The organism is Pseudomonas sp. GW822-FHT04H02 (assembly GCF_058800645.1).
Window position 1 is genome coordinate 109,280 of sequence record NZ_JBXAMM010000009.1, and the last position, 17,908, is coordinate 127,187.

Annotated in this window: 15 protein-coding genes; 6 read left to right on the plus strand and 9 right to left on the minus strand. The window is 65.0% G+C overall.

Translation table 11 applies throughout. The annotated features are described in order from the left end of the window. Positions 1-12 precede the first annotated feature (12 nt). Both AC1RMG_RS30080 and AC1RMG_RS30085 read left to right on the plus strand, forming a co-directional pair. Positions 13-1,086 carry a fatty acid desaturase gene (locus AC1RMG_RS30080; protein WP_493170895.1) on the plus strand — a complete coding sequence of 358 codons (1,074 nt, stop codon included), beginning with the start codon at positions 13-15 and terminating at the stop codon, positions 1,084-1,086. 113 nt (positions 1,087-1,199) lie between these two features. Further along, the gene (locus tag AC1RMG_RS30085; RefSeq protein WP_125062571.1) at positions 1,200-1,646 is read left to right on the plus strand and encodes a pesticin immunity protein; all 447 of its coding nucleotides are present in this window, start codon (positions 1,200-1,202) and stop codon (positions 1,644-1,646) included. 186 nt (positions 1,647-1,832) lie between these two features. Here the strand turns inward: AC1RMG_RS30085 and AC1RMG_RS30090 are convergent, their stop codons facing one another. Genes AC1RMG_RS30090 through AC1RMG_RS30100 form a run of 3 tightly spaced genes read right to left on the minus strand, consistent with a single transcriptional unit; the run spans position 1,833 to position 5,865 of the window. Continuing rightward, positions 1,833-3,443, minus strand: coding sequence for an arylsulfatase (locus AC1RMG_RS30090; RefSeq protein ID WP_019095373.1), 1,611 nt, complete (start codon positions 3,441-3,443; stop codon positions 1,833-1,835). Positions 3,444-3,457: 14 nt separating this feature from the next. Further along, the gene (locus tag AC1RMG_RS30095; protein WP_493170898.1) at positions 3,458-4,273 is read right to left on the minus strand and encodes an ABC transporter ATP-binding protein; all 816 of its coding nucleotides are present in this window, start codon (positions 4,271-4,273) and stop codon (positions 3,458-3,460) included. Further along, positions 4,270-5,865 (minus strand): ABC transporter permease, encoded by a 1,596-nt coding sequence (locus AC1RMG_RS30100; protein ID WP_011058587.1) that lies wholly within the window; start codon positions 5,863-5,865, stop codon positions 4,270-4,272. The genes AC1RMG_RS30095 and AC1RMG_RS30100 overlap by 4 nt, the downstream gene beginning before the upstream one ends. A gap of 368 nt (positions 5,866-6,233) precedes the next feature. On the opposite strand from AC1RMG_RS30100, the gene AC1RMG_RS30105 reads away from it, so the two are divergent. Further along, positions 6,234-7,256 (plus strand): ABC transporter substrate-binding protein, encoded by a 1,023-nt coding sequence (locus AC1RMG_RS30105; protein ID WP_015633718.1) that lies wholly within the window; start codon positions 6,234-6,236, stop codon positions 7,254-7,256. A 160-nt stretch (positions 7,257-7,416) separates the two neighbouring features. Here the strand turns inward: AC1RMG_RS30105 and AC1RMG_RS30110 are convergent, their stop codons facing one another. After that, a complete protein-coding gene (locus AC1RMG_RS30110; protein WP_015633719.1) occupies positions 7,417-8,337 on the minus strand; it encodes a LysR family transcriptional regulator in 921 nt (306 codons plus the stop codon). A gap of 183 nt (positions 8,338-8,520) precedes the next feature. On the opposite strand from AC1RMG_RS30110, the gene AC1RMG_RS30115 reads away from it, so the two are divergent. Further along, on the plus strand, positions 8,521-9,426 hold the full coding sequence (locus AC1RMG_RS30115) for a TauD/TfdA dioxygenase family protein (protein WP_015633720.1): 906 nt from the start codon (positions 8,521-8,523) through the stop codon (positions 9,424-9,426). Between the two features lie 125 nt (positions 9,427-9,551). Here AC1RMG_RS30115 and AC1RMG_RS30120 read toward each other — a convergent pair whose 3' ends face one another. Then, positions 9,552-11,168 carry an alkaline phosphatase family protein gene (locus tag AC1RMG_RS30120; protein WP_072452168.1) on the minus strand — a complete coding sequence of 539 codons (1,617 nt, stop codon included), beginning with the start codon at positions 11,166-11,168 and terminating at the stop codon, positions 9,552-9,554. 223 nt (positions 11,169-11,391) lie between these two features. Then, entirely contained in the window at positions 11,392-12,336 is a 945-nt protein-coding gene (locus tag AC1RMG_RS30125) for a LysR family transcriptional regulator (protein WP_493170901.1), read from the minus strand. A 154-nt stretch (positions 12,337-12,490) separates the two neighbouring features. On the opposite strand from AC1RMG_RS30125, the gene AC1RMG_RS30130 reads away from it, so the two are divergent. Next, positions 12,491-14,863, plus strand: a complete 2,373-nt coding sequence (locus AC1RMG_RS30130) for a TonB-dependent receptor (protein ID WP_212805842.1) — start codon at positions 12,491-12,493, stop codon at positions 14,861-14,863. Between the two features lie 66 nt (positions 14,864-14,929). Further along, positions 14,930-16,267: an aryl-sulfate sulfotransferase gene (locus tag AC1RMG_RS30135; RefSeq protein ID WP_011058594.1), complete on the plus strand. Its 1,338-nt coding sequence runs from the start codon at positions 14,930-14,932 to the stop codon at positions 16,265-16,267. A gap of 63 nt (positions 16,268-16,330) precedes the next feature. Here AC1RMG_RS30135 and AC1RMG_RS30140 read toward each other — a convergent pair whose 3' ends face one another. The 3 genes from AC1RMG_RS30140 to AC1RMG_RS30150 form a co-directional block, all read right to left on the minus strand. Beyond that, positions 16,331-16,672, minus strand: coding sequence for a hypothetical protein (locus AC1RMG_RS30140; protein ID WP_194237921.1), 342 nt, complete (start codon positions 16,670-16,672; stop codon positions 16,331-16,333). After that, the gene (locus AC1RMG_RS30145; protein WP_011058596.1) at positions 16,669-17,106 is read right to left on the minus strand and encodes an SMI1/KNR4 family protein; all 438 of its coding nucleotides are present in this window, start codon (positions 17,104-17,106) and stop codon (positions 16,669-16,671) included. Before AC1RMG_RS30145 ends, AC1RMG_RS30140 begins: the two co-directional genes overlap by 4 nt. A 95-nt stretch (positions 17,107-17,201) precedes the next feature. Further along, positions 17,202-17,873, minus strand: coding sequence for a hypothetical protein (locus AC1RMG_RS30150; protein ID WP_047335383.1), 672 nt, complete (start codon positions 17,871-17,873; stop codon positions 17,202-17,204). Positions 17,874-17,908 lie beyond the last annotated feature (35 nt).

A 17,908-nucleotide genomic window follows, 5' to 3' on the forward strand; every position in this document is an offset into this window, starting at 1 on the left:
GAGGATGGAATCATGCAGGGTATTTCTGCAAGCCCCGAGCGGATGAACGCACAGCAGCGGGCGGCGCATGTACGCCAGGTGGTCCTGGCCCGGGGTGATGAACTGCGCCGGCGTTTTCCCTTGCTGCGGCACCAGGACGCGCTGGGCGCGGGGATCCTTGTGTTCGCTCTGTCGGGGATGCTGGGGTCAGCGCTGCTCTATGTCACGGGTCACCTGGCCTGGTGGGCGTGCCTGCTGCTCAACGCGTTCTTCGCCTCCCTGACTCACGAGCTGGAACACGACCTGATCCACAGCATGTACTTTCGCAAGCAGCGCCTGCCCCACAACCTGATGCTGGGGCTGGTGTGGCTGGCGCGGCCGAGTACCATCAACCCCTGGGTGCGCCGCCACCTGCACCTGAATCATCACAAGGTGTCCGGCAGCGAGAGCGACATCGAGGAGCGCGCCATCACCAACGGCGAGCCCTGGGGCATTGCCCGCCTGCTGATGGTCGGCGACAACATGATGGCGGCCTTCATCCGCCTGCTGCGGGCGCCGGGGGCCAGGCGCAAGCTGGGCATCCTCGTTCGTACCCTGGCGGTGTACGCGCCGCTGGCATTGCTGCATTGGGGCGCCTGGTATGTGTTCCTGGGCTTTCATGGGGCCAACGGCGTGGCCGCCCTGCTGGGCAGCCCGATCCAGTGGTCGCAAGACACCGCGTCGCTGATGCAATACGTCGATATCGCCGTGGTGGTGATCATCGGCCCCAACGTGCTGCGCACCTTCTGCCTGCACTTTGTCAGTTCCAACATGCACTACTACGGCGACATCGAGCCGGGCAACGTGATCCAGCAGACCCAGGTGCTCAACCCCTGGTGGATGTGGCCGTTGCAGGCCTTCTGCTGCAACTTCGGCAGCACCCACGGCATCCACCATTTCGTGGTCAGGGAGCCGTTCTACATCCGCCAGATGACGGCATCGGTGGCGCATAAAGTGATGGCCGAGATGGGCGTGCGCTTCAACGATTTCGGCACCTTTGCCCGGGCCAACCGCTTTACCCGGCAGGAGCGCGAAGCGATGCAACCGGCGCATAACGCCCGGGCTTGAGGGGGCGGACTGTCTTTCTGGTTAAATACCCAAGGACCGATAACGTTAAGCCAAGGTTACGCAGTGCCGGGAAACGCCCGGAATCCGCGAAGAGGCAACGACAGGGAGACAGTATGAGCAGTGCGGTAAGGCGATTGATCGCCGTTGCCTTGATGAGTGTGGGCAGCGTGTCGCTGGCCGACTCGGTGGCGCAGGGCAGTGACGAGGCACTGGCGTTGAGTATCTTGAAGCATCTGGAAGTGAACGGTTTTCGCAATTCCTTGCGGCCGCGGCATTACCCGGACGGCACCACGCTGGGCCAGACGCCCTATCGGATCTACGAGAAGGCCGCAGGCGCCGAGGGCACCTACAGCGCGGTGGACGAAGAGCAAAGCTGGGTCTACAGCGTCAGAGTGATGGAGCAGGGGAAGCAGGGCATCGCCATCTGTTTTGTCGACCAGAGCCTGCGCGGCAGCTACTTGGCCGCTTCGCCGTTGCGGGTCGAGAAAAACCGGGCTGGGCATTACGTCGTGGTCAAGGAACTGCCGAATACCCCGGCTTGCCGCATCACCCGAGGCTGAGGCCAGCGCCTGGCGCAGCCCGGTGTATTCACCGACAACCCAAACGCACCCCGTAGGAGCCGGCTTGCCGGCGAAAGGGCCCTGGAGACTTGTGTTGTTCTGGAGGACGCCTTCGCTGGCAAGCCAGCTCCTACACAAGCAGGCTCCTCCAGGGGCCGGTTCATAGACAAGCCAGCTCCTGCAAGATCAATCCGGCTGGAACGGTGATTCGCTGAGAATCACTCCGGTTTCATCCACGTAGCGCTGCCATTCTTCCAGCAGGGTGCGCAGTTTTTCCGGCTGGCTGTGGGCCAGGTCGTGAATCTCCCCCGGGTCCTGGCCCAGGTCGTACAGCTGCCACGTCGCCGGGCCCACGGGGCCGGGGATGTACACCGCCTTCCACTGGCCCTGGCGAATTGCCCGGCGGCCGAACAGCTCCCAGCCGGTTACCGTTTGTTCGTCATGCACCCGGGCGGTTTCGCCGGAGAGAAAGCCCAGCCAGGACTTGCCCCGCAGTGGCGCCACATCGCGCCCGCGCCAGCGCTTGCCCGGGTGGCGCACGCCGGCCAGGTCGAGCAGGGTCGGAGTAATGTCCATCACGGTGCCGAAGCCGTGGCTGATCTGCCCCTTGAGCGGCAGTTGCGGGTAGTGCAGCAGCGCCGGCACGCGAATTCCGCCCTGGGTGGTGAAGGCCTTGAACAGCCGCGATGGCGCAGTGGCCGCCTGGGCCCAGGCCGGGCCGTACCAGACGTAGGAGTTGGCCCGGCCGATGTTCTCCAGGCGGTTGTCGTAGTGCTGGTTGAGGTAGGTCAAAAGCTCCGGGCCGAACTTGGGGAAGGCTTCCAGCAGCGCGCCCTCGGCACCGTTGTCGGACATGAACAGGATCAGGGTGTTGTCCAGCTGGCCTTGCTGGCGCAGGTAGTCCACCACCCGGCCGATGTTCCAGTCCATGCGCTCGACCATCGCCGCATACACCTCCATGGCCCGTGCCGACACCTGGCGCTGTTCTTCGCTGAGGGCGTTCCATTCGGCGTTCAGGTTGATCAGCGGATGGGGCTCGACCTGCGGGTCCACCAGGCCCAGGGCCTGGAGTTTTTCCAGGCGCTCGCGGCGCAGCACTTCGGGGCCGGCGTCATAGCGGCCCCGGTACTTGGCGACGATTTCCTCCGGAGCCTGCAGCGGCCAATGGGGCGCCGAGAACGGCAGGTAGGCGAAGAACGGCCGGCTCTGGTCGCGCTCTTTCAGGTACTGCAAGAGCTTGTCGCCGAAGGCATCGGAGGAATAGAAATCCGCTGGCAGTTCATCGATGAAGCGGTCGTCCTCGATGTACAGCGCCGGCGTGGATTTGAGCAGCCCGGGGGTGTGCTCGTCGTAGGTCGGCTCGAAGCCGTAGTGGTTGGCCGCCCCCGGCAACAGCGAGAACGAGCGCTCGAAGCCCCGGGCATGGGGCGCGCGTTCGGCAGTCAGCCCCAGGTGCCATTTGCCGCTCATCAGGGTCTGGTAGCCGGCCTCGCGCAGCAGTTCCGGCAGGGCCACCACGCGGTCGTTGAGGTAACCCTCGTAGCCCGGCTTGCCGATCAGCTCGGGGGTCAGGGCTTCGGCCATGGTGCCGATCCCGGCAATGTGGTGGTCGGTGCCGGTGAGCAGCATGGAGCGGGTCGGCGAGCAGGTGGGGGCGGTATGGAAATCGGTTAGGCGCAGGCCACCTGCGGCCAGGGCGTCGAGGTTCGGCGTGGCGATCTCACCGCCGAAGGCGCCGAGGTCGGAGAAGCCCAGGTCGTCGGCCAGGATCACTAGAAAGTTGGGACGTTGCGGCATCGAGTCACTCCTGTTCAGCAAGCAATGAAGGTCAAGGGCAGGTCGCGGATCTGCACCGGCTGCGGCGCCTGGTAGTGATCATCGCTGGTGAGTTCGTGGAGCAGTTCTTCACGCAGTTGGTGGAAGTCGAAACTGCTGCGCTGGCGTGGGTGCGGCAAGGCCACTTGGACCACGCGCTTGATCCGCCCCGGGCGCGGCTCCATCACCACCACCCGGTCGGCGAGGAAGATCGCTTCCTCGACATCGTGGGTCACCAGCACCGTGGTGATCTTGGCCCGCTCGCGGATCGCCAGCAGTTCGTCCTGCATCTGTTGGCGGGTCAGGGCGTCGAGGGCGCCGAAGGGTTCGTCCAGCAGCAGGATCCGCGGGCTGGCTACCAGCCCCCGGGCAATGGCCACTCGTTGCGCCATGCCGCCGGACAGTTGGTGGGGATAGGCCCGGGTGAAATCCTTGAGGCCCACCAGTTCGATGAATTCGCCGACCCGCTGCTGGCGCTCGGCGGCGCTCAGGGGCTCGTTGACCAGGCCCAGGCCGATGTTCTCGGCCACCGTCAGCCAGGGGAACAGGCGGTGTTCCTGGAACACGATGCCGCGCTCGCCGCCGATGCCGCTGACGGCCTTGCCGTCGACCCGGATCTGGCCACGAAACTCGGTGTCCAGGCCGATCAGCAGGCGCAGCAGAGTGGACTTGCCGCAACCGCTGGAACCGACGATGGCGACGAACTCGCCTTCGGCGATGTCCAGGTTGAATTCGCGGATCGCCTCCACCTCGCCACCGGCGACGGCGAAGGTCTTGCCCACGTGAGTGAAACTGACCAGGGGTGCGTTCATGCGTGTCTCCAGCGGGTGGCGCGAAGTTCGAGTTGTTGCCCGATCAGGTTGAGCAGGGCCCCGGTAAGGCCCACCAGGAGCATGCCGGCCATGATCAGGTCCATGCGCAGCAGTTGCTGGGCGCTGATCATCTGGCTGCCGATGCCGCCGTTGGACGGCATGAAGTATTCCGCGCCGATGGTGCCCAGCCAGGCGTAGATCAGGCTGATGCGCAGGCCGGCGAAAATCCCCGGCGCGGCGCCGGGCAGCACCAGCCGGCGCAGCCGTTGCCAGAGGTTCAGGCGCAGTACCTGGGCGGCTTCCGCCAGTTGCGGCGAGAGCTGGGCGACGCTGCGCTGGGTGGCGATGAACAGCGGGAAGAATGCGGCCAGGGCGACGAACACCCACTTGGCCAGTTCCCCCAGGCCGAACCAGGCGGTGAGCAGCGGCACCCAGGCAAAGATGGCGATCTGGCGGATGGCGGCCAGGGTCGGGCCCAGCAGGCGTTCACTGAACCGCGACAGGCCCAGCAGCAGGCCAAAGGCAAAGCCCAGGCCGCCGCCCAGCAGCAGGCCGCCGAGGGTGCGGCCCAGGCTCAGGCCCATGCCCCCCAGCAGGCTGCCATCGAGCAGGCCGTTGCCGGTGGTGGCGAGTACCGCCAGGGGGCTGGGCAGGATGTTCGGGTCGACCCACTGCTGGTCGCTCGCCACTTGCCACAGGGCCAGCAGCGCCAGGGGCAGCAGCCAGGGTTGCAGGCGCTGCCAGCCCTGGTAGCGCGGGCCGCGACGGAATTCGGCGGTGGCCGGGTGCGGCCAGTGCACCAGCCGGCGGTCGAGCCAGCCGATGCCGCGGTCCATGCACACCCCCAGCAGGCCGATCACCAGGATGCACACGAAGACGATGTCCAGCATGAACAGCTGGCGTGCCCAGACCATCAGGTAGCCGATGCCTTCGCTGGAGGCCAGCAGTTCCACTGCCAGCAGCGAGGTCCAGCCGGTGGCCAGCGCCAGGCGCACCCCGGCCATGAAGGCCGGCAGCGCAGCGGGCAGCACCAGGCGGCGCACCAGCAGCGCCGGCGGCAGGCGCAGCACCGCGGCGGCTTCCCGCAGCCGGGGCTGGGCATCGCGCACGCCCACCAGGGTGTGCAGGGTCACGGGCACCACCACCGCCTTGATCAGCACCACCAGCTTGAGCACTTCGCCGATGCCGAAAAACACCATGAACAACGGGATCCAGGCCAGGGTGGGGATCTGCGACAGGGCGCCGAAGGTGGGAAACACCAGGCGCTCCAGGCGTCGGCTGAAGCCCAGGGCACCCCCCAGCAGGGCGCCGGCGGCGATACCCGCCAGCAGGCCCCAGAACAGCCGTTGCAGGCTGATCGCCAGATGGCTCCACAGCTCGCCATGGGCCAGCTCCAGGGCACTGCTCCAGACCAGGGCCGGGGCCGGCAGGATCTGTTCGCTCATCCATTGATTGCGGCTGGCCAGCCACCACAGGGCGAACAGGCTGATGGGCAACAGCCAGGGCAGCAGCCGCTGGCTGATCAGGGGCCAGCCCGGGCGTCCGTCGGACGGCGCCGCCAGGGGCAGGCTGAGCAGGGAAACACGGGCCATGGATGACCTCCGTCGTCGGGTACTGCATGGCGTGGGTCGATGCCGTAGGGGCTGGCTTGTCGGCGAATCAGCGTTTGAGGGCCTCTTCGCTGGCAAGGCGGTTTCTACGTGTTATGCATTTGTGATCTATTAAAATTCTTATCGATTCTATTAAGAGATAAGAAAGGCCATTTAAGGCTTCTCGCCGACACGCATCCAATGCATTTGAAGAATATTTTTCATGCATTTCATGCATATCCCCGGGGACGCCCGTGGCAGCTGATTTATTCGATATGGTTATTAAAATGTGAATTTATAGTATTTAAATGTTGAACGATTCCGTGCCTACCTTTTGCTCCTCTCAGCCTTTGCCACCAGGAGCCGCACCCATGAACCTTCCCTTCAAACGCGTCATCAGCCTGTTCGCCGCCCCGGCCCTGGCGGGGCTCCTGGGCTGCCTGCCGCTGCTGGCCCAGGCCGACGAACTCAAGGAAATCCGCATTGCCGTGCCCGACCTCAGTGCCGGCACCCAGCACAGCGGCGGTGGGGTGGTGGATGTGCTGCGCCAGCAACAGATCTTCGAAAAGGCCTTCGCCGACCAGGGCATCAAGATCCAGTGGAATTTCTTCAAGGGCGCAGGCCCGGTGATCAACGAGGCCTTCGCCAACGGCCAGGTGGACCTGGCGTACCTGGGGGACCTGGCCGCCATCATCGGCAAGTCCAACGGCCTGGATACCCGCCTGCTCAGCGCCTCGGCCCGTGGGGTCAAGCACTATCTGGGGGTGGTGCCGGGTTCCGGGATCAAGACCCTGGAAGACCTCAAGGGCAAGCGCGTGGCAGTGTTCCGTGGCACCGCCACCCAGCTGTCGTTCGACGCGGCCCTGGCCAGCCGGGGCCTGAGCGAGAAGGACCTGAAGGTGGTCAACCTTGATTTCAACGCGGCGGTGGCTGCATTGGCGGCCAAGCAGATCGACGCCTCCTGGGGCAGCACCGGGCTCTCGGCCCTGCGCAGCAAAGGCCTGGCCGAACTGCCCCTGAGCACCAAGGACCTGGGCGGCGCCGGCAGCGTGCAGAGCGTGCTGGTGGGCGCCGGCAAGTTTGTCGACGAACATCCCGAGGCCGTGGAAAAACTGCTCAAGGCCCAGCAGCAGGCCGTAGAGTGGCTGACCCAGGACAGCAACAAGGAAGCCTACATCCAGCTGGTTTCGGGGCTGGCCAGCTACCCGCCGGTGATCTTGCAGGATGACCTCAAGGACCAGCGCCTGAGCGAGATCTTCCCCTCGACCCTGGACCCGGTGTTCCTCGGCAAACTGCAGGATTCGGTAGACCTGGCGGCCAAGGAACGCTTGATTCGCAAGCCGTTCAAGGTGGATGCCTGGGTAGCGCCGCAGTTGGCCGCTGCCGGTCTTTGAGGTCGGCACCATTCGCCGGCAAGCCGGCTCTTGCGTAACCCTGGAGCCGGCTTGTCGGCGAGGTCGGTCTTGAGGGCCTCTTCGCTGGCAAGCCAGCTCCTACGGTCGACGGGGATATCGTGCGGGATATTGTAGGAGCCGGCTTGCCGGCGAAGCTGTTCTACACGGCGATGGCGTGCCCCTGCCGATCCACCGCCACCAGCACTTCGATCATCTTGCGCGCCGCCGGCGACAGGCGAAAACCGCTGCGGCTGACGATGCCGCAACGGGCATTCAGGCTGTCGATGTTCTGCGGCAGGTTGCGCCAGTGCAGCAGCGCCAGCGAACCCTGGGCGATGTCTTCGGCAAAGGCCTCGGCGGTGCCCACGCCGATGGCATTGGACTGGCGGACGATCTTCACCAGCGCCGGAAAGTGCTCGGTCTCGATGGTCGGGGAAAAATCGATGCGTCCGCTGAGGTTGGCCAGCAGCTTGCGGATCCCCGGGGGGATCAGGGTGGTGGCCAGGGGGTAATCGAACATGTCGTTGGTGGACAGGCTCTCCTTGGCCAGCAGCGGGTGCCCGGGGCGGCAGAAGAACACCCCGCGCTTGGGCGTCAGGGGCTGGGTCTGGTAGTTCGGGTCGGCCTCGAAATGGCGGATGTCGGCAATAAAGAATTCGATCTCTTCGCGGTTCAGGCTGCGGCTGAGTTTTTCCCAGTTATCCACGGCAAAGCAGGTGCGTACCTTCGGGTGGGCACTGGTGAATTGCGCCACCGCATCGGGCACCAGTTTCACCGCCGGGGCCGGGCCGCAGCCGAAGCGCACTTCGCCGGCGTCGAGCTTGGTCATCTGGGTCACTTCGCTGCTGAGCAAGGCCGCCCCCTGCACCAGGCTCAAGGCGTGCTGCAGCACCACCTGGCCTTCCGGGGTGGGGCGCAGATCCTTGTTGCCGCGGTCCACCAGCACGCAGCCGAACTCCTGTTCCAGGCCCTGGATACTGCGGCTGAAGGCCGGCTGCGTGATACCCATGGCGTCGGCGGCGCGGACAAAACTGCGGTGTTCATTGAGGGCGATGAAGTAACGCAATTGGCGAAGATCCATATGCTTTCCCGGCATCCGAAAAATAGCTCGAAGGCATTTGCGACGAGTGAGGAATGAGGTTTTAAATGCAAGCTCTTATTCCGTCAACGAAGCATGTAGTTATCTATTAGATCTAAATTGAATATAGATAGAGCGTTGTTTCGCGGCGGTTCCACTGTAAGCAGTCCCATGAGGGTGTACCTGATGAGCAATGCCGCCTTAGCCGTTCAACCTGCTGTTCATGCCCTTGATATTCACCCGGTGGCCGGCCGTATCGGCGCCGAGATCCGTGGCGTGCAACTGTCCGGCGATCTCGACGCCGCCACCGTGGAAGCGATCCAACAAGCGCTGGTGCAGTACAAGGTGATTTTCTTCCGTGGCCAGACCCACCTCGACGACCAGAGCCAGGAAGCCTTCTCGCACCTGCTGGGCGAACCGGTGGCCCACCCCACCGTGCCGGTACGCGACGGCACCCGCTACCTGCTGGAACTGGACGGTGCCGAGGGCCAGCGGGCCAACTCCTGGCACACCGACGTGACCTTCGTCGACGCCTACCCCAAGGCCTCGATCCTGCGCTCGGTGGTGGCCCCGGCCTCCGGTGGCGACACCGTCTGGGCCAACACCGCCACGGCCTACAACGAACTGTCGGCGGAACTGCGGGAGCTGGCGGACAAGCTCTGGGCGGTGCACAGCAATGAATACGACTACGCCGGGGCCAAGCCGGACGTTTCGGCGGAGAAGCTGGAGCGTTACCGCAAGGTGTTCACCTCCACGGTGTTCGAGACCGAGCACCCGATCGTTCGCGTGCACCCCGAGAGCGGTGAAAAGAGCCTGGTACTGGGGCACTTCGTGAAGCGCATCAAGGGCTATTCCCAGGCGGACTCGGCGCATCTGTTCGGCTTGCTGCAAAGCCACGTCACCCGTCTGGAAAACACCGTGCGCTGGCGCTGGAGCGCAGGGGACGTAGCGATCTGGGACAACCGCTCGACCCAGCACTATGCCGTGGACGACTACGGCACCCAGGACCGCATCGTGCGCCGCGTGACCCTCAAGGGCGACGTTCCGGTGGGCGTCCACGGCCAGCGCAGCCAGACCACCAAAGGCCTCTGACCGCTGCCCCATCCCCGTAGGAGCTGGCTTGCCAGCGAAGGCGCCCTCGAGAGCACTGCAAGACTTGAGGGCCTCTTCGCCGGCAAGCCGGCTCCTACGGGGGAAGGTGCAGGTACGGGAGGGGGTTACCACACGCCGATCTGTACCAGCTTTTCGCTTTCCGGCTCGCCGTAGCGAAAACGCTGGCCGCGCAGGTCGATTTCTTGATGGCTGATGGTGGTACGGCGTTTCAGGCCGCGCAGCCATTCCAGCACATATCCCAGGTGTTCTTCGCGCACCGCGGCATAGGCCGGATCGGCCCCCAGGTCGTGCAACTCCTGGGGGTCGTTGTGCAGGTCGAACAACTGCGGGCGCAAGCCATCGTAGGCCAGGTACTTCCAGCGCTCGCTGCGCACCATGGTCATGCGGCAGCGGTCGATGGGCTGGCCCAGGCGCTCTCGCGCAGGGGCCTGGAAGGCGTAGTCGTATTCGCTGATGGCGTAGCGGCGCCAGGCCGGTTCGGCGCCGTGCAGCAGGGGGATCAGCGAGCGGCCTTCCAGGCGATGCTCGGCCCCTGGCAGGCCCAGGGCCTCGAGAAAGGTCGGCAGGGCGTCGATGGTTTCCACCAGGCGTTCGTCCACGGTGCCGCGGCTGCTGTCTGCCGCCGTGCGTGGGTCGCGGACGATCAACGGCACGCCCACCGCCGGTTCCAGCAGAAATTCCTTTTCCCCCAGGTAGTGGTCGCCAAGGAAGTCGCCGTGGTCGCTGGTGAAGACGATCAGGGTGTCGTCCCAGCGGCCGTTGCTCTGCAGGAAGTCAAACAGCCGGCCGAGCTGGTCATCCACCTGCTTGATCAGGCCCATGTAGGTGGGCACCACGTTCAGGCGCACCTCATCCCGGGAAAAATTCAGGCTCTCTTCATGCTGGCGGAAGGCGGCGTAGACCGGGTGATCGCTGAGCTGCCCTGGCGCGGCGCGCACCGCCGGGATCACCTGCTCGGGGCCATACAGTGCGTGGTACGGGGCAGGCGCGATATAGGGCCAGTGCGGTTTGATGTAGGACAGGTGCAGGCACCAGGGCTGCTCGCCTTGTTCGCTGATGAAGTCGATGGCGCGGTCGGTGGTGTAGACGGTTTCCGAGTGCTCTTGCGCGACCCGGGCCGGCAGGTGGGCGTTGCGCATTTTCCAGCCGCTGAGGATTTGCCCCTGCTCGCCGGCCCCGGCGTTGGCCCAGTCGTGCCAGGGGTTGCGCCCTTGGTAGCCGAGGTCGCGCAGGTAGTGTGTGTAGGGCGCGGACTCGCGCTTGTCGTCGAATACCGGGTCGTCGGGGTAGATGCCGTCATGGCGGAAATAGGGCTCGAAGCCGACTTCGTTGAGCACCTCGGCCTGGGCACTCCCGGGGTCGATGGCCAGGCGCTGCAGAGCGTCGAGGTTGGGCGTGGCGTGGGTCTTGCCCACCAGCGCGGTGCGGATGCCGTGGGGTCGCAGGTAGTCCCCCAGGGTCAGTTCTTCAAGGGGCAGGGGCACGGCGTTCCAGGCCACCTGGTGGCTGCTGACGTAGCGCCCGGTGTAGGCCGACATGCGCGACGGGCCGCAGATGGTGCCCTGGGTGTAGGCGCGGCTGAAGCGCACCCCGGCGTTGGCCAGGCGGTCGATGTTCGGGGTATGCAGGTGCGGGTGGCCGTAGCACGAGAGGTAATCCCGGCGCAGCTGGTCGCACATGATGTAGAGCACGTTGCGCACGGGCGGATGGGTATTGGACATGGGGTTCACCAAGGGGAAGACAGGCGAGGTTTTTCGCCTCCGGCGGGGGCTTCCGGCAAGCGCATTTGCCGAATAGTTTCGATGCGTTTCATGCAATGCGGCGGGGCGCCCGCGGGCCTGTGGTGCCTGTAGGCGCTGGCTTGCCAGCGAAGGCGCCTTCGAGCGCGCTGCAAGGTTCAAGGGCCTCTTCGCCGGCAAGCCGGCTCCTACGGGTGGGGGCAGTTCACACGGCGAGGTTGTCCAGGCTGCACACGTCCTCGTCCTGTTCGTCGATGCGCTTGATCTCGTCGATCATCGCCGCGGCCAAAGGCGACAGGCGATAGCCGGCACGGCTGACGATGCCGTAGCGGGTGTAGAGCTCTTCCAGGTCGTCGGCCAGGCCGTCGATCTTCAGGCACACCAGCTCGCCCTTGGCGTTGTGCAACGCGTCGCTGTAGGAACCGACGATGCCGATGGCGTCCGAGCGCATGACCACCCCCAGCAGGCTGTAGCTGTTTTCGCATTCCACATTGGGCGTGAAGTCCGGCTTGCCGCTCAGGTCGACAATGACCTTGCGCAGGTTGGGCGGGCGGATGGTCACCGCCAGTGGGTAGCTCATCAGTTCGCTGGCGCTGACACTTTCGTGCTGGGCCAGGGGGTGCCCGGCGCGGCAGCAGAAATGCCATTTGCGCGGGCGCAGGCGCTGGGTCAGGTAGTCCGGATCGGCCTCGAAGTGCCGGGTGTCGGCAACGAAGAATTCGAACTCTTCGCTGAGCAGGCGCTTGCTCAGGCTTTGCCAGTCATCCACCTGGAACTGCACCCGGGCCTTGGGATAACGCCCGATAAAGCTGCCGATGGCCCGGGGGATCAGCCCCGCGGCTGGCGCCGGGCCACAGCCGAAGCGCAACTCTCCCGCTTCCAGGCCATTGAACTGGCTGATCTCGTTGGCCATCTGCTGGGCGCCGCTGACCAGCCGGCGCGCGTGCTCCAGCAGCAACTGGCCCTGCTTGGTCGGCGCCAGGTCCTTGCGCCCGCGATCCACCAGCTGGCAGCCGACGCTGTGTTCCAGGGCCTGGATGCTGCGGCTGAAGGCCGATTGCGAGAGGTTCACCGCCGCTGCGGCCGCGACAAAGCTGCGCTGTTCGGCGAGGGCGATGAAGTGGCGGAGCTGGCGCAGGTCGATATGCATTTTTCACATAAAAAATATCGGGGAAATGCATTGGCTATGCATTAGGTCGACTCCTTATAAAGGCAATCTCTTATGCAGTAAATCTTTGTAAAAACATAAATAAATAACTTTAAGGAATATACAAGGCTGTATATTTTCTGACCAGGAGCCGCCCATGAGCCCGTTGTCCCTCGCTTCACCCCTCTCGCCCCGGCGGCTCAAGCGCCTGCCCCTGGCGCTGTTGCTGGCCGGCAGTGCCAGTTGGACACCGACCTGGGCCGAAGAGGCCCCGGCGCCGCAAGCCACCCCGGCCAAGAGCAGTGCCAGCAAGGCCAAGGCCGATGATGGCCAGTTGCAGACGGTGACCGTCACTGCCCGTCGACGCGAGGAAAGCTCCCAGAGCGTGCCCACCCCCATGAGCGTGGTCAGCGGCCAGGCCCTGGAGAGCCAGCGGGTGTACCGCATCCAGGATCTGCAGCAACTGGTGCCCAGCGTCAACGTCGCCTACATGCATGCGCGCCAGTCCAGCGTGTCGATCCGTGGCCTGGGCAACAACCCGGCCAGCGACGGCCTGGAAGGCAGCGTCGGGCTGTACATCGACAACGTCTACCTCGGAAGGCCGGGGATGGCGGTGTTCGACCTGATGGACATCGAGCAGCTGGAAGTGCTGCGCGGCCCCCAGGGCACCCTGTTCGGCAAGAACACCACCGCCGGGGTGATCAACATCAGCACCCGGGCGCCGAGCTTCACCCCGGAGCGCAGCATCGAAACCTCCCTCGGCGAGGATGGATACTTCCAGACCAAGGGCACGATTTCCGGGCCGCTGACCGATGAGCTGGCGGGGCGTTTTTCCGCCTATCGCACCCGCAGCGACGGCGACATCAAGAACGAATTCGACGGCCATGACCTCAACGGCGGATCACGCCAGGGCTTTCGCGGGCAGTTGCTGTACAAGCCCAATGAGAGCTTCAACCTGCGCTGGATCGGCGACTACAACGAAGAGGATTCCAGCGCCGGCACCCGAGTGCTGTACAGCACCGGGCCGACCATCAACGGCACCAATGTCTACGAGTCGCGCGCGGCGGCGGCCGGCGCGACCCTGGTCAATGGTTCGCACCGCAAGGTCAACCTGGACAACGACCAGCACGTGACGGTGTTCCAGGGCGGCACTTCGCTTGAGGCCAACTGGACCCTGCCCAGCGACTTCACCCTGACCTCGGTCAGCTCCTACCGCTGGTGGAATTTCACCCCGCGCAACGACGATGGCCTCAACGTTCCGGCCAGCTACAACGCCGGGGTTTCGGTGCAAGACAAGCAGTGGTCCCAGGAATTTCGCCTGGCCTCGCCCACCGGCGGCTTCTTCGACTACGTGCTGGGCGCCTACTACTTCGGCTCCGACCTGGACAACAAATCCTTCGCCTATTACGGGCCCAAGGCGGATATCTGGAACGGCACCCCGGCCGGCGCCCTGAGCAACGTCACCAGCATCGGCAACGGGCATATCCAGACCAACAGCTTCGCCCTGTTCGCCCAGGGCACCTGGCACCTCACCGAGCGCCTGGATTTCACCGCTGGCCTGCGCGGCACCTACGAGGAGAAAAGCGCCTGGGTGACCCGCAACGCCCCGGTGGGCGGCGTGGCGGTGGCCGGCGCCGCCGCCAACGCGCGGCGCGGGCGCACCGGAGCCTATGACTCCGGCGACCTCAATCAGTACAGCACCAGCCCCTCGGGCCTGCTCAACCTCAGCTACCGCATCACCGACGACCTGCTGGGCTACGCCACCCTGTCCCACGGCGAGAAGTCCGGTGGGGTCAACCTGACGGTGGGGTCGGCGCCTACCGCCGGGGCCGATTCGCTGCTGATCGGCACCGAGCGCGCCAACAACGCCGAGCTGGGTTTCAAGAGCACCCTGTGGGACCGCCGCCTGCAACTCAACGCCAACCTGTTCTGGACCCAGGTCAACGGCTACCAGACCAACGCCTACGACGACGCCAACCGCGTGCAGTACCTGACCAACGCCGGTTCGGTGCGCTCGCGCGGGGTGGAAGTGGAAAGCACCCTGGTGCCGATCCGTGGCCTGACCCTGAACCTCAACGGTTCCTACAACGACGTGCGCTACCTCTCCTACAAGGATGCACCGTGCCCGCCGGAAGTCAGCCTGCGCCCCGGTGCCCCGGCCTCGTGCGATCTCAGCGGCCACCAGGTAGTGGGCGCCTCGAAATGGATCGGCAACGCCAACGGCGAATACAAGTGGAACCTGGACAACGGCCTGGAAGAGTACGTCACCGCCAGCTATGCGTTCCGTTCCAAGGCGGTGGGCACCGTGGAGGATTCCGAGTACGGGCAGATCCCCAGCTACGCCGTGGTCAACCTTTCCACCGGCTTGCGCGGCAACTACGAGCAGGGCCAGTGGGACGTTTCGCTGTGGCTGAAGAACGCCTTCGACAAGACCTACTACACCACCCTCTGGACCGGCGGCAACGGCGGTTACGAAGGCCTGCTGGGCACCCCGCGGACCTTGGGCGTGACCGGTCGCTACGATTTCTGATACCCGGCTTTTCGCACCTTGCGCCGGGTTCTCCGGCGCCTTTCGACTTGAACAGGAGTGCTTGTCATGTTGCGCCTCACCACCGCTTTGCCCCTGCTGCTGTCCACCGCCCTGCTGGCCTCGGCGGTGCAGGCCGCGCCCAGCGTCTACCCCACCGGCGTCACTCGCTACGACCCGGCCAGGGCCTATAACCAGTACGTGATCTTCAGTGGTGCCGATAAGCAGACCCACCTGATCGACATGAACGGCAACGAAGTGAAGAACTGGCCCCAGGCCGGTTTCCCCTCGGCCATCATCGACCCGCAACTGGTGGGCGGCGAGCGTGGCCGGGTGCTGTTGCAGCTCAAGGACAAGGAGCCCGGGCCCCTGGGTTCGGCGGGCAACGGCCTGGGCAACCAGAGCGTCGGCGAGCTGGACTGGAACGGCAAGCTGGTCTGGCAGTGGGGCGACCAGGCCCCGGGCGGTGCGGCCCAGCAGCATCATGACCAGCGCCGGCTGAGCAACGGCAACACCCTGGTGCTGGCCAACAAGGTGCACAAGGTGGCGGGGTTCAAGGTGCCCCAGGTGATCGACGACGCGATCTATGAAGTCAGCCCCGAGGGCCAGGTCAAATGGCAGTGGCTGGCCTCCGAACACCTCAAGGAATTCGGCTTTACCCCGGCGCAACTGAAGCTGGTGTACGGCACCGACAACCCGGACTACCTGCACATCAACAACCTCAGCGTGGTGGGCCCCAACCAGTGGTTCGACGCCGGTGATAAACGCTTCGCCCCGGACAACCTGCTGATCGACTCGCGCAACGCCAACTTCATCGCCATCCTCGACAAGCACAGCGGCAAGGTGGTCTGGCGCCTGGGGCCGAACCTGTCGCCGATCAACCCGAAGACCGCCGCCAAGGTGCCGCGCCCGGTGGACCAGTTCGTCGGCCAGCATGACGCCCACATCATTCCCGCCGGCTTGCCAGGGGCCGGGCATCTGCTGGTGTTCGACAACCAGGGCACCGCCGGTTACCCCTCGGTGCCCCTGGGGCTGATCGCCGGCTCCCGGGTGCTGGAGATCGACCCGATCAAGAACCAGATCGTCTGGCAGTACAGCGCCGCCAGTTCCCGGCAGCCGGGCTGGGCTTTCTACAGCTCGTTCATCAGCAGTGCGCGGCGCCTGCCCAACGGCAATACCCTGATCGACGAAGGCATGAACGGACGCTTCTTCCAGGTGACGGCCGGCGGTGAAATCGTCTGGGAATACGTCAGCCCCTATCTGGGCAAGGCACCGGGCAGCGAGGCCATCAGCAACTGGGTGTACCGGGCTCTGCCGGTGAGTTACGACTGGGTGCCCCAGGGCACGCCACGTTCGGAAACGGCAGTGAGCGTGCCGGACTCGGGGCTCAAACAGGCGGGGATTTGACCAGGTTCCCGGGGCGGGCGGCCTCGCCACAAATCAGGTGCGGGAGCAGCCCTGGGGATGGCCTCAGAAGTAGAAAAACAGGCCGGTGTCGCGTTCCAGGGCCAGTCGATTCAAGGCGATCAGCTTGGGGAGCAGTTCGTCTTGCGCCGTAGCGGCCCGGGTCAGGATCGACAGGGCCGTGGCCAGGGCGGCCTGGCCCTGGATCGACGCGTCCTCGTAGTCATCGATCAGGGTGCCCAGGGCACGGTTCAAGCTGGGCAGCAGGTCGCTGCGGGACAGGGTTGCCCACTGCTCCGGGGACAGGGCCAGCTCCTCCAGGTCGCCCGGCAGGCACTGGTCCAGGTCCAGGCGTTGCTGGGCGTCTTTGCTGGTGGGCACGACTATCCATTTGCGCGGTGTGTTCATGGCTGCCACAGCTCGACAAAGGCCTTGAAATCGGCGGCCACCGGGTAACGGCTGGCGCTCTCGGGGTCGAAGATTTCCACCGCCACGGCCGGGCTGTTGAAGTCCAGGCAGATCAGCAGGCCGCCGGCATCCCGGGCAATCGGCAGGCAGCCTGCGGCGAGCCCCGGCACACGGCCAGGGCTGGCGTACCAGAGCAGGGTCCAGGGCTGGCTGCTCAGGCCGAATTCGAAGAACTCGCTGATGCAGGTGTAGCCGCCGTCATAGGCGAAGCCGCCGATCCCCGGCGTGGCGGCCTCGGCGTACTGCACCAGCTCCAGGTACAGCGACGGAAACTCGACGCCGAGGCGATGCTGCACCTGGGCGATCAGCTGTTCGTCCACGATAGATCCGGGTTCTATTTCCCAGGCATTCCAATCCAGGGTCATGCTCGACATGCGCCTTGTCGTTGAGGGACCGCGCCCGCCCGATGGAGGATCGGGCGGGCGTCGAGGGGCGATTGTAGGCGTGTCGCCCGATGCGTGGTAGGCGCTTATTTGCAGCTATGGCCTTCGGGCAGGGTGACGGTGTATTTGCGCTGCACCCGGTTGCGGAAGTCCAGGTTGTCCAGGCTTTCCTGCACCAGGAAATCCTCGACCTTGGCGTCCTGGCAGTCCTCGTTATAGGACGAGGCCCGCAGCAGGAATACCGTGCGCCGGCTCTGCTCGTCCTTGGCCTTGATGTTGAAGGTACTGAGGGTGGTGTAGCCGGTGCGCTCCGAGGAACCCACCGGGCCCCAGGTGGTGGTCGGGGTGCTGTTGCACACCAGGTTCTTGTCTTTATGGGTGCTCTGCTTGCACACCGTCTTGGTGCTGCTGGGCACCTGGCCGTAGTCGGTGGCGGTGTAGCGGTAGCTGACCTTTTCGCTGCCCACGTCGAGGGTGAAGTTCATTCGGAACGGCGGATGGTTCTTGGGCAGCGACGTATCGGTGTAGACCTGCTTGAAACCCATGCCATGCAGGGCGGCGACCATGTCGCGCAGGTAGTAGCTGGCGTTGAGGCCGTGGGCATCGTTGGCTCCGTTGATGCTTACCAGCACCGGGGCCTGAGGGTCGAAGTAGTAGTCCGGGGCCGGAGTGGCGGCAATCGCCACTTCGAGTTTGTTGGCGCAGCCGGTCAAAAGGCAGGCGAGCAAAAGCAGCGGGCAGAGCAGGTAGCGAGTCATGAATAAGCCAATGTGCAACGTGAGGAGTGGTAAGG

Bases quoted from the DNA above. Each gene is read 5' to 3' on its own strand.
- AC1RMG_RS30150 (WP_047335383.1), bottom strand. From the start codon at position 17,873: ATGACTCGCTACCTGCTCTGCCCGCTGCTTTTGCTCGCCTGCCTTTTG.
- AC1RMG_RS30090 (WP_019095373.1), bottom strand. From the start codon at position 3,443: ATGCCGCAACGTCCCAACTTTCTAGTGATCCTGGCCGACGACCTGGGC.
- AC1RMG_RS30085 (WP_125062571.1), top strand. From the start codon at position 1,200: ATGAGCAGTGCGGTAAGGCGATTGATCGCCGTTGCCTTGATGAGTGTG.
- AC1RMG_RS30115 (WP_015633720.1), top strand. From the start codon at position 8,521: ATGAGCAATGCCGCCTTAGCCGTTCAACCTGCTGTTCATGCCCTTGAT.
- AC1RMG_RS30125 (WP_493170901.1), bottom strand. From the start codon at position 12,336: ATGCATATCGACCTGCGCCAGCTCCGCCACTTCATCGCCCTCGCCGAA.
- AC1RMG_RS30145 (WP_011058596.1), bottom strand. From the start codon at position 17,106: ATGTCGAGCATGACCCTGGATTGGAATGCCTGGGAAATAGAACCCGGA.
- AC1RMG_RS30100 (WP_011058587.1), bottom strand. From the start codon at position 5,865: ATGGCCCGTGTTTCCCTGCTCAGCCTGCCCCTGGCGGCGCCGTCCGAC.
- AC1RMG_RS30140 (WP_194237921.1), bottom strand. From the start codon at position 16,672: ATGAACACACCGCGCAAATGGATAGTCGTGCCCACCAGCAAAGACGCC.
- AC1RMG_RS30110 (WP_015633719.1), bottom strand. From the start codon at position 8,337: ATGGATCTTCGCCAATTGCGTTACTTCATCGCCCTCAATGAACACCGC.
- AC1RMG_RS30120 (WP_072452168.1), bottom strand. From the start codon at position 11,168: ATGTCCAATACCCATCCGCCCGTGCGCAACGTGCTCTACATCATGTGC.
- AC1RMG_RS30130 (WP_212805842.1), top strand. From the start codon at position 12,491: ATGAGCCCGTTGTCCCTCGCTTCACCCCTCTCGCCCCGGCGGCTCAAG.
- AC1RMG_RS30095 (WP_493170898.1), bottom strand. From the start codon at position 4,273: ATGAACGCACCCCTGGTCAGTTTCACTCACGTGGGCAAGACCTTCGCC.
- AC1RMG_RS30135 (WP_011058594.1), top strand. From the start codon at position 14,930: ATGTTGCGCCTCACCACCGCTTTGCCCCTGCTGCTGTCCACCGCCCTG.
- AC1RMG_RS30105 (WP_015633718.1), top strand. From the start codon at position 6,234: ATGAACCTTCCCTTCAAACGCGTCATCAGCCTGTTCGCCGCCCCGGCC.
- AC1RMG_RS30080 (WP_493170895.1), top strand. From the start codon at position 13: ATGCAGGGTATTTCTGCAAGCCCCGAGCGGATGAACGCACAGCAGCGG.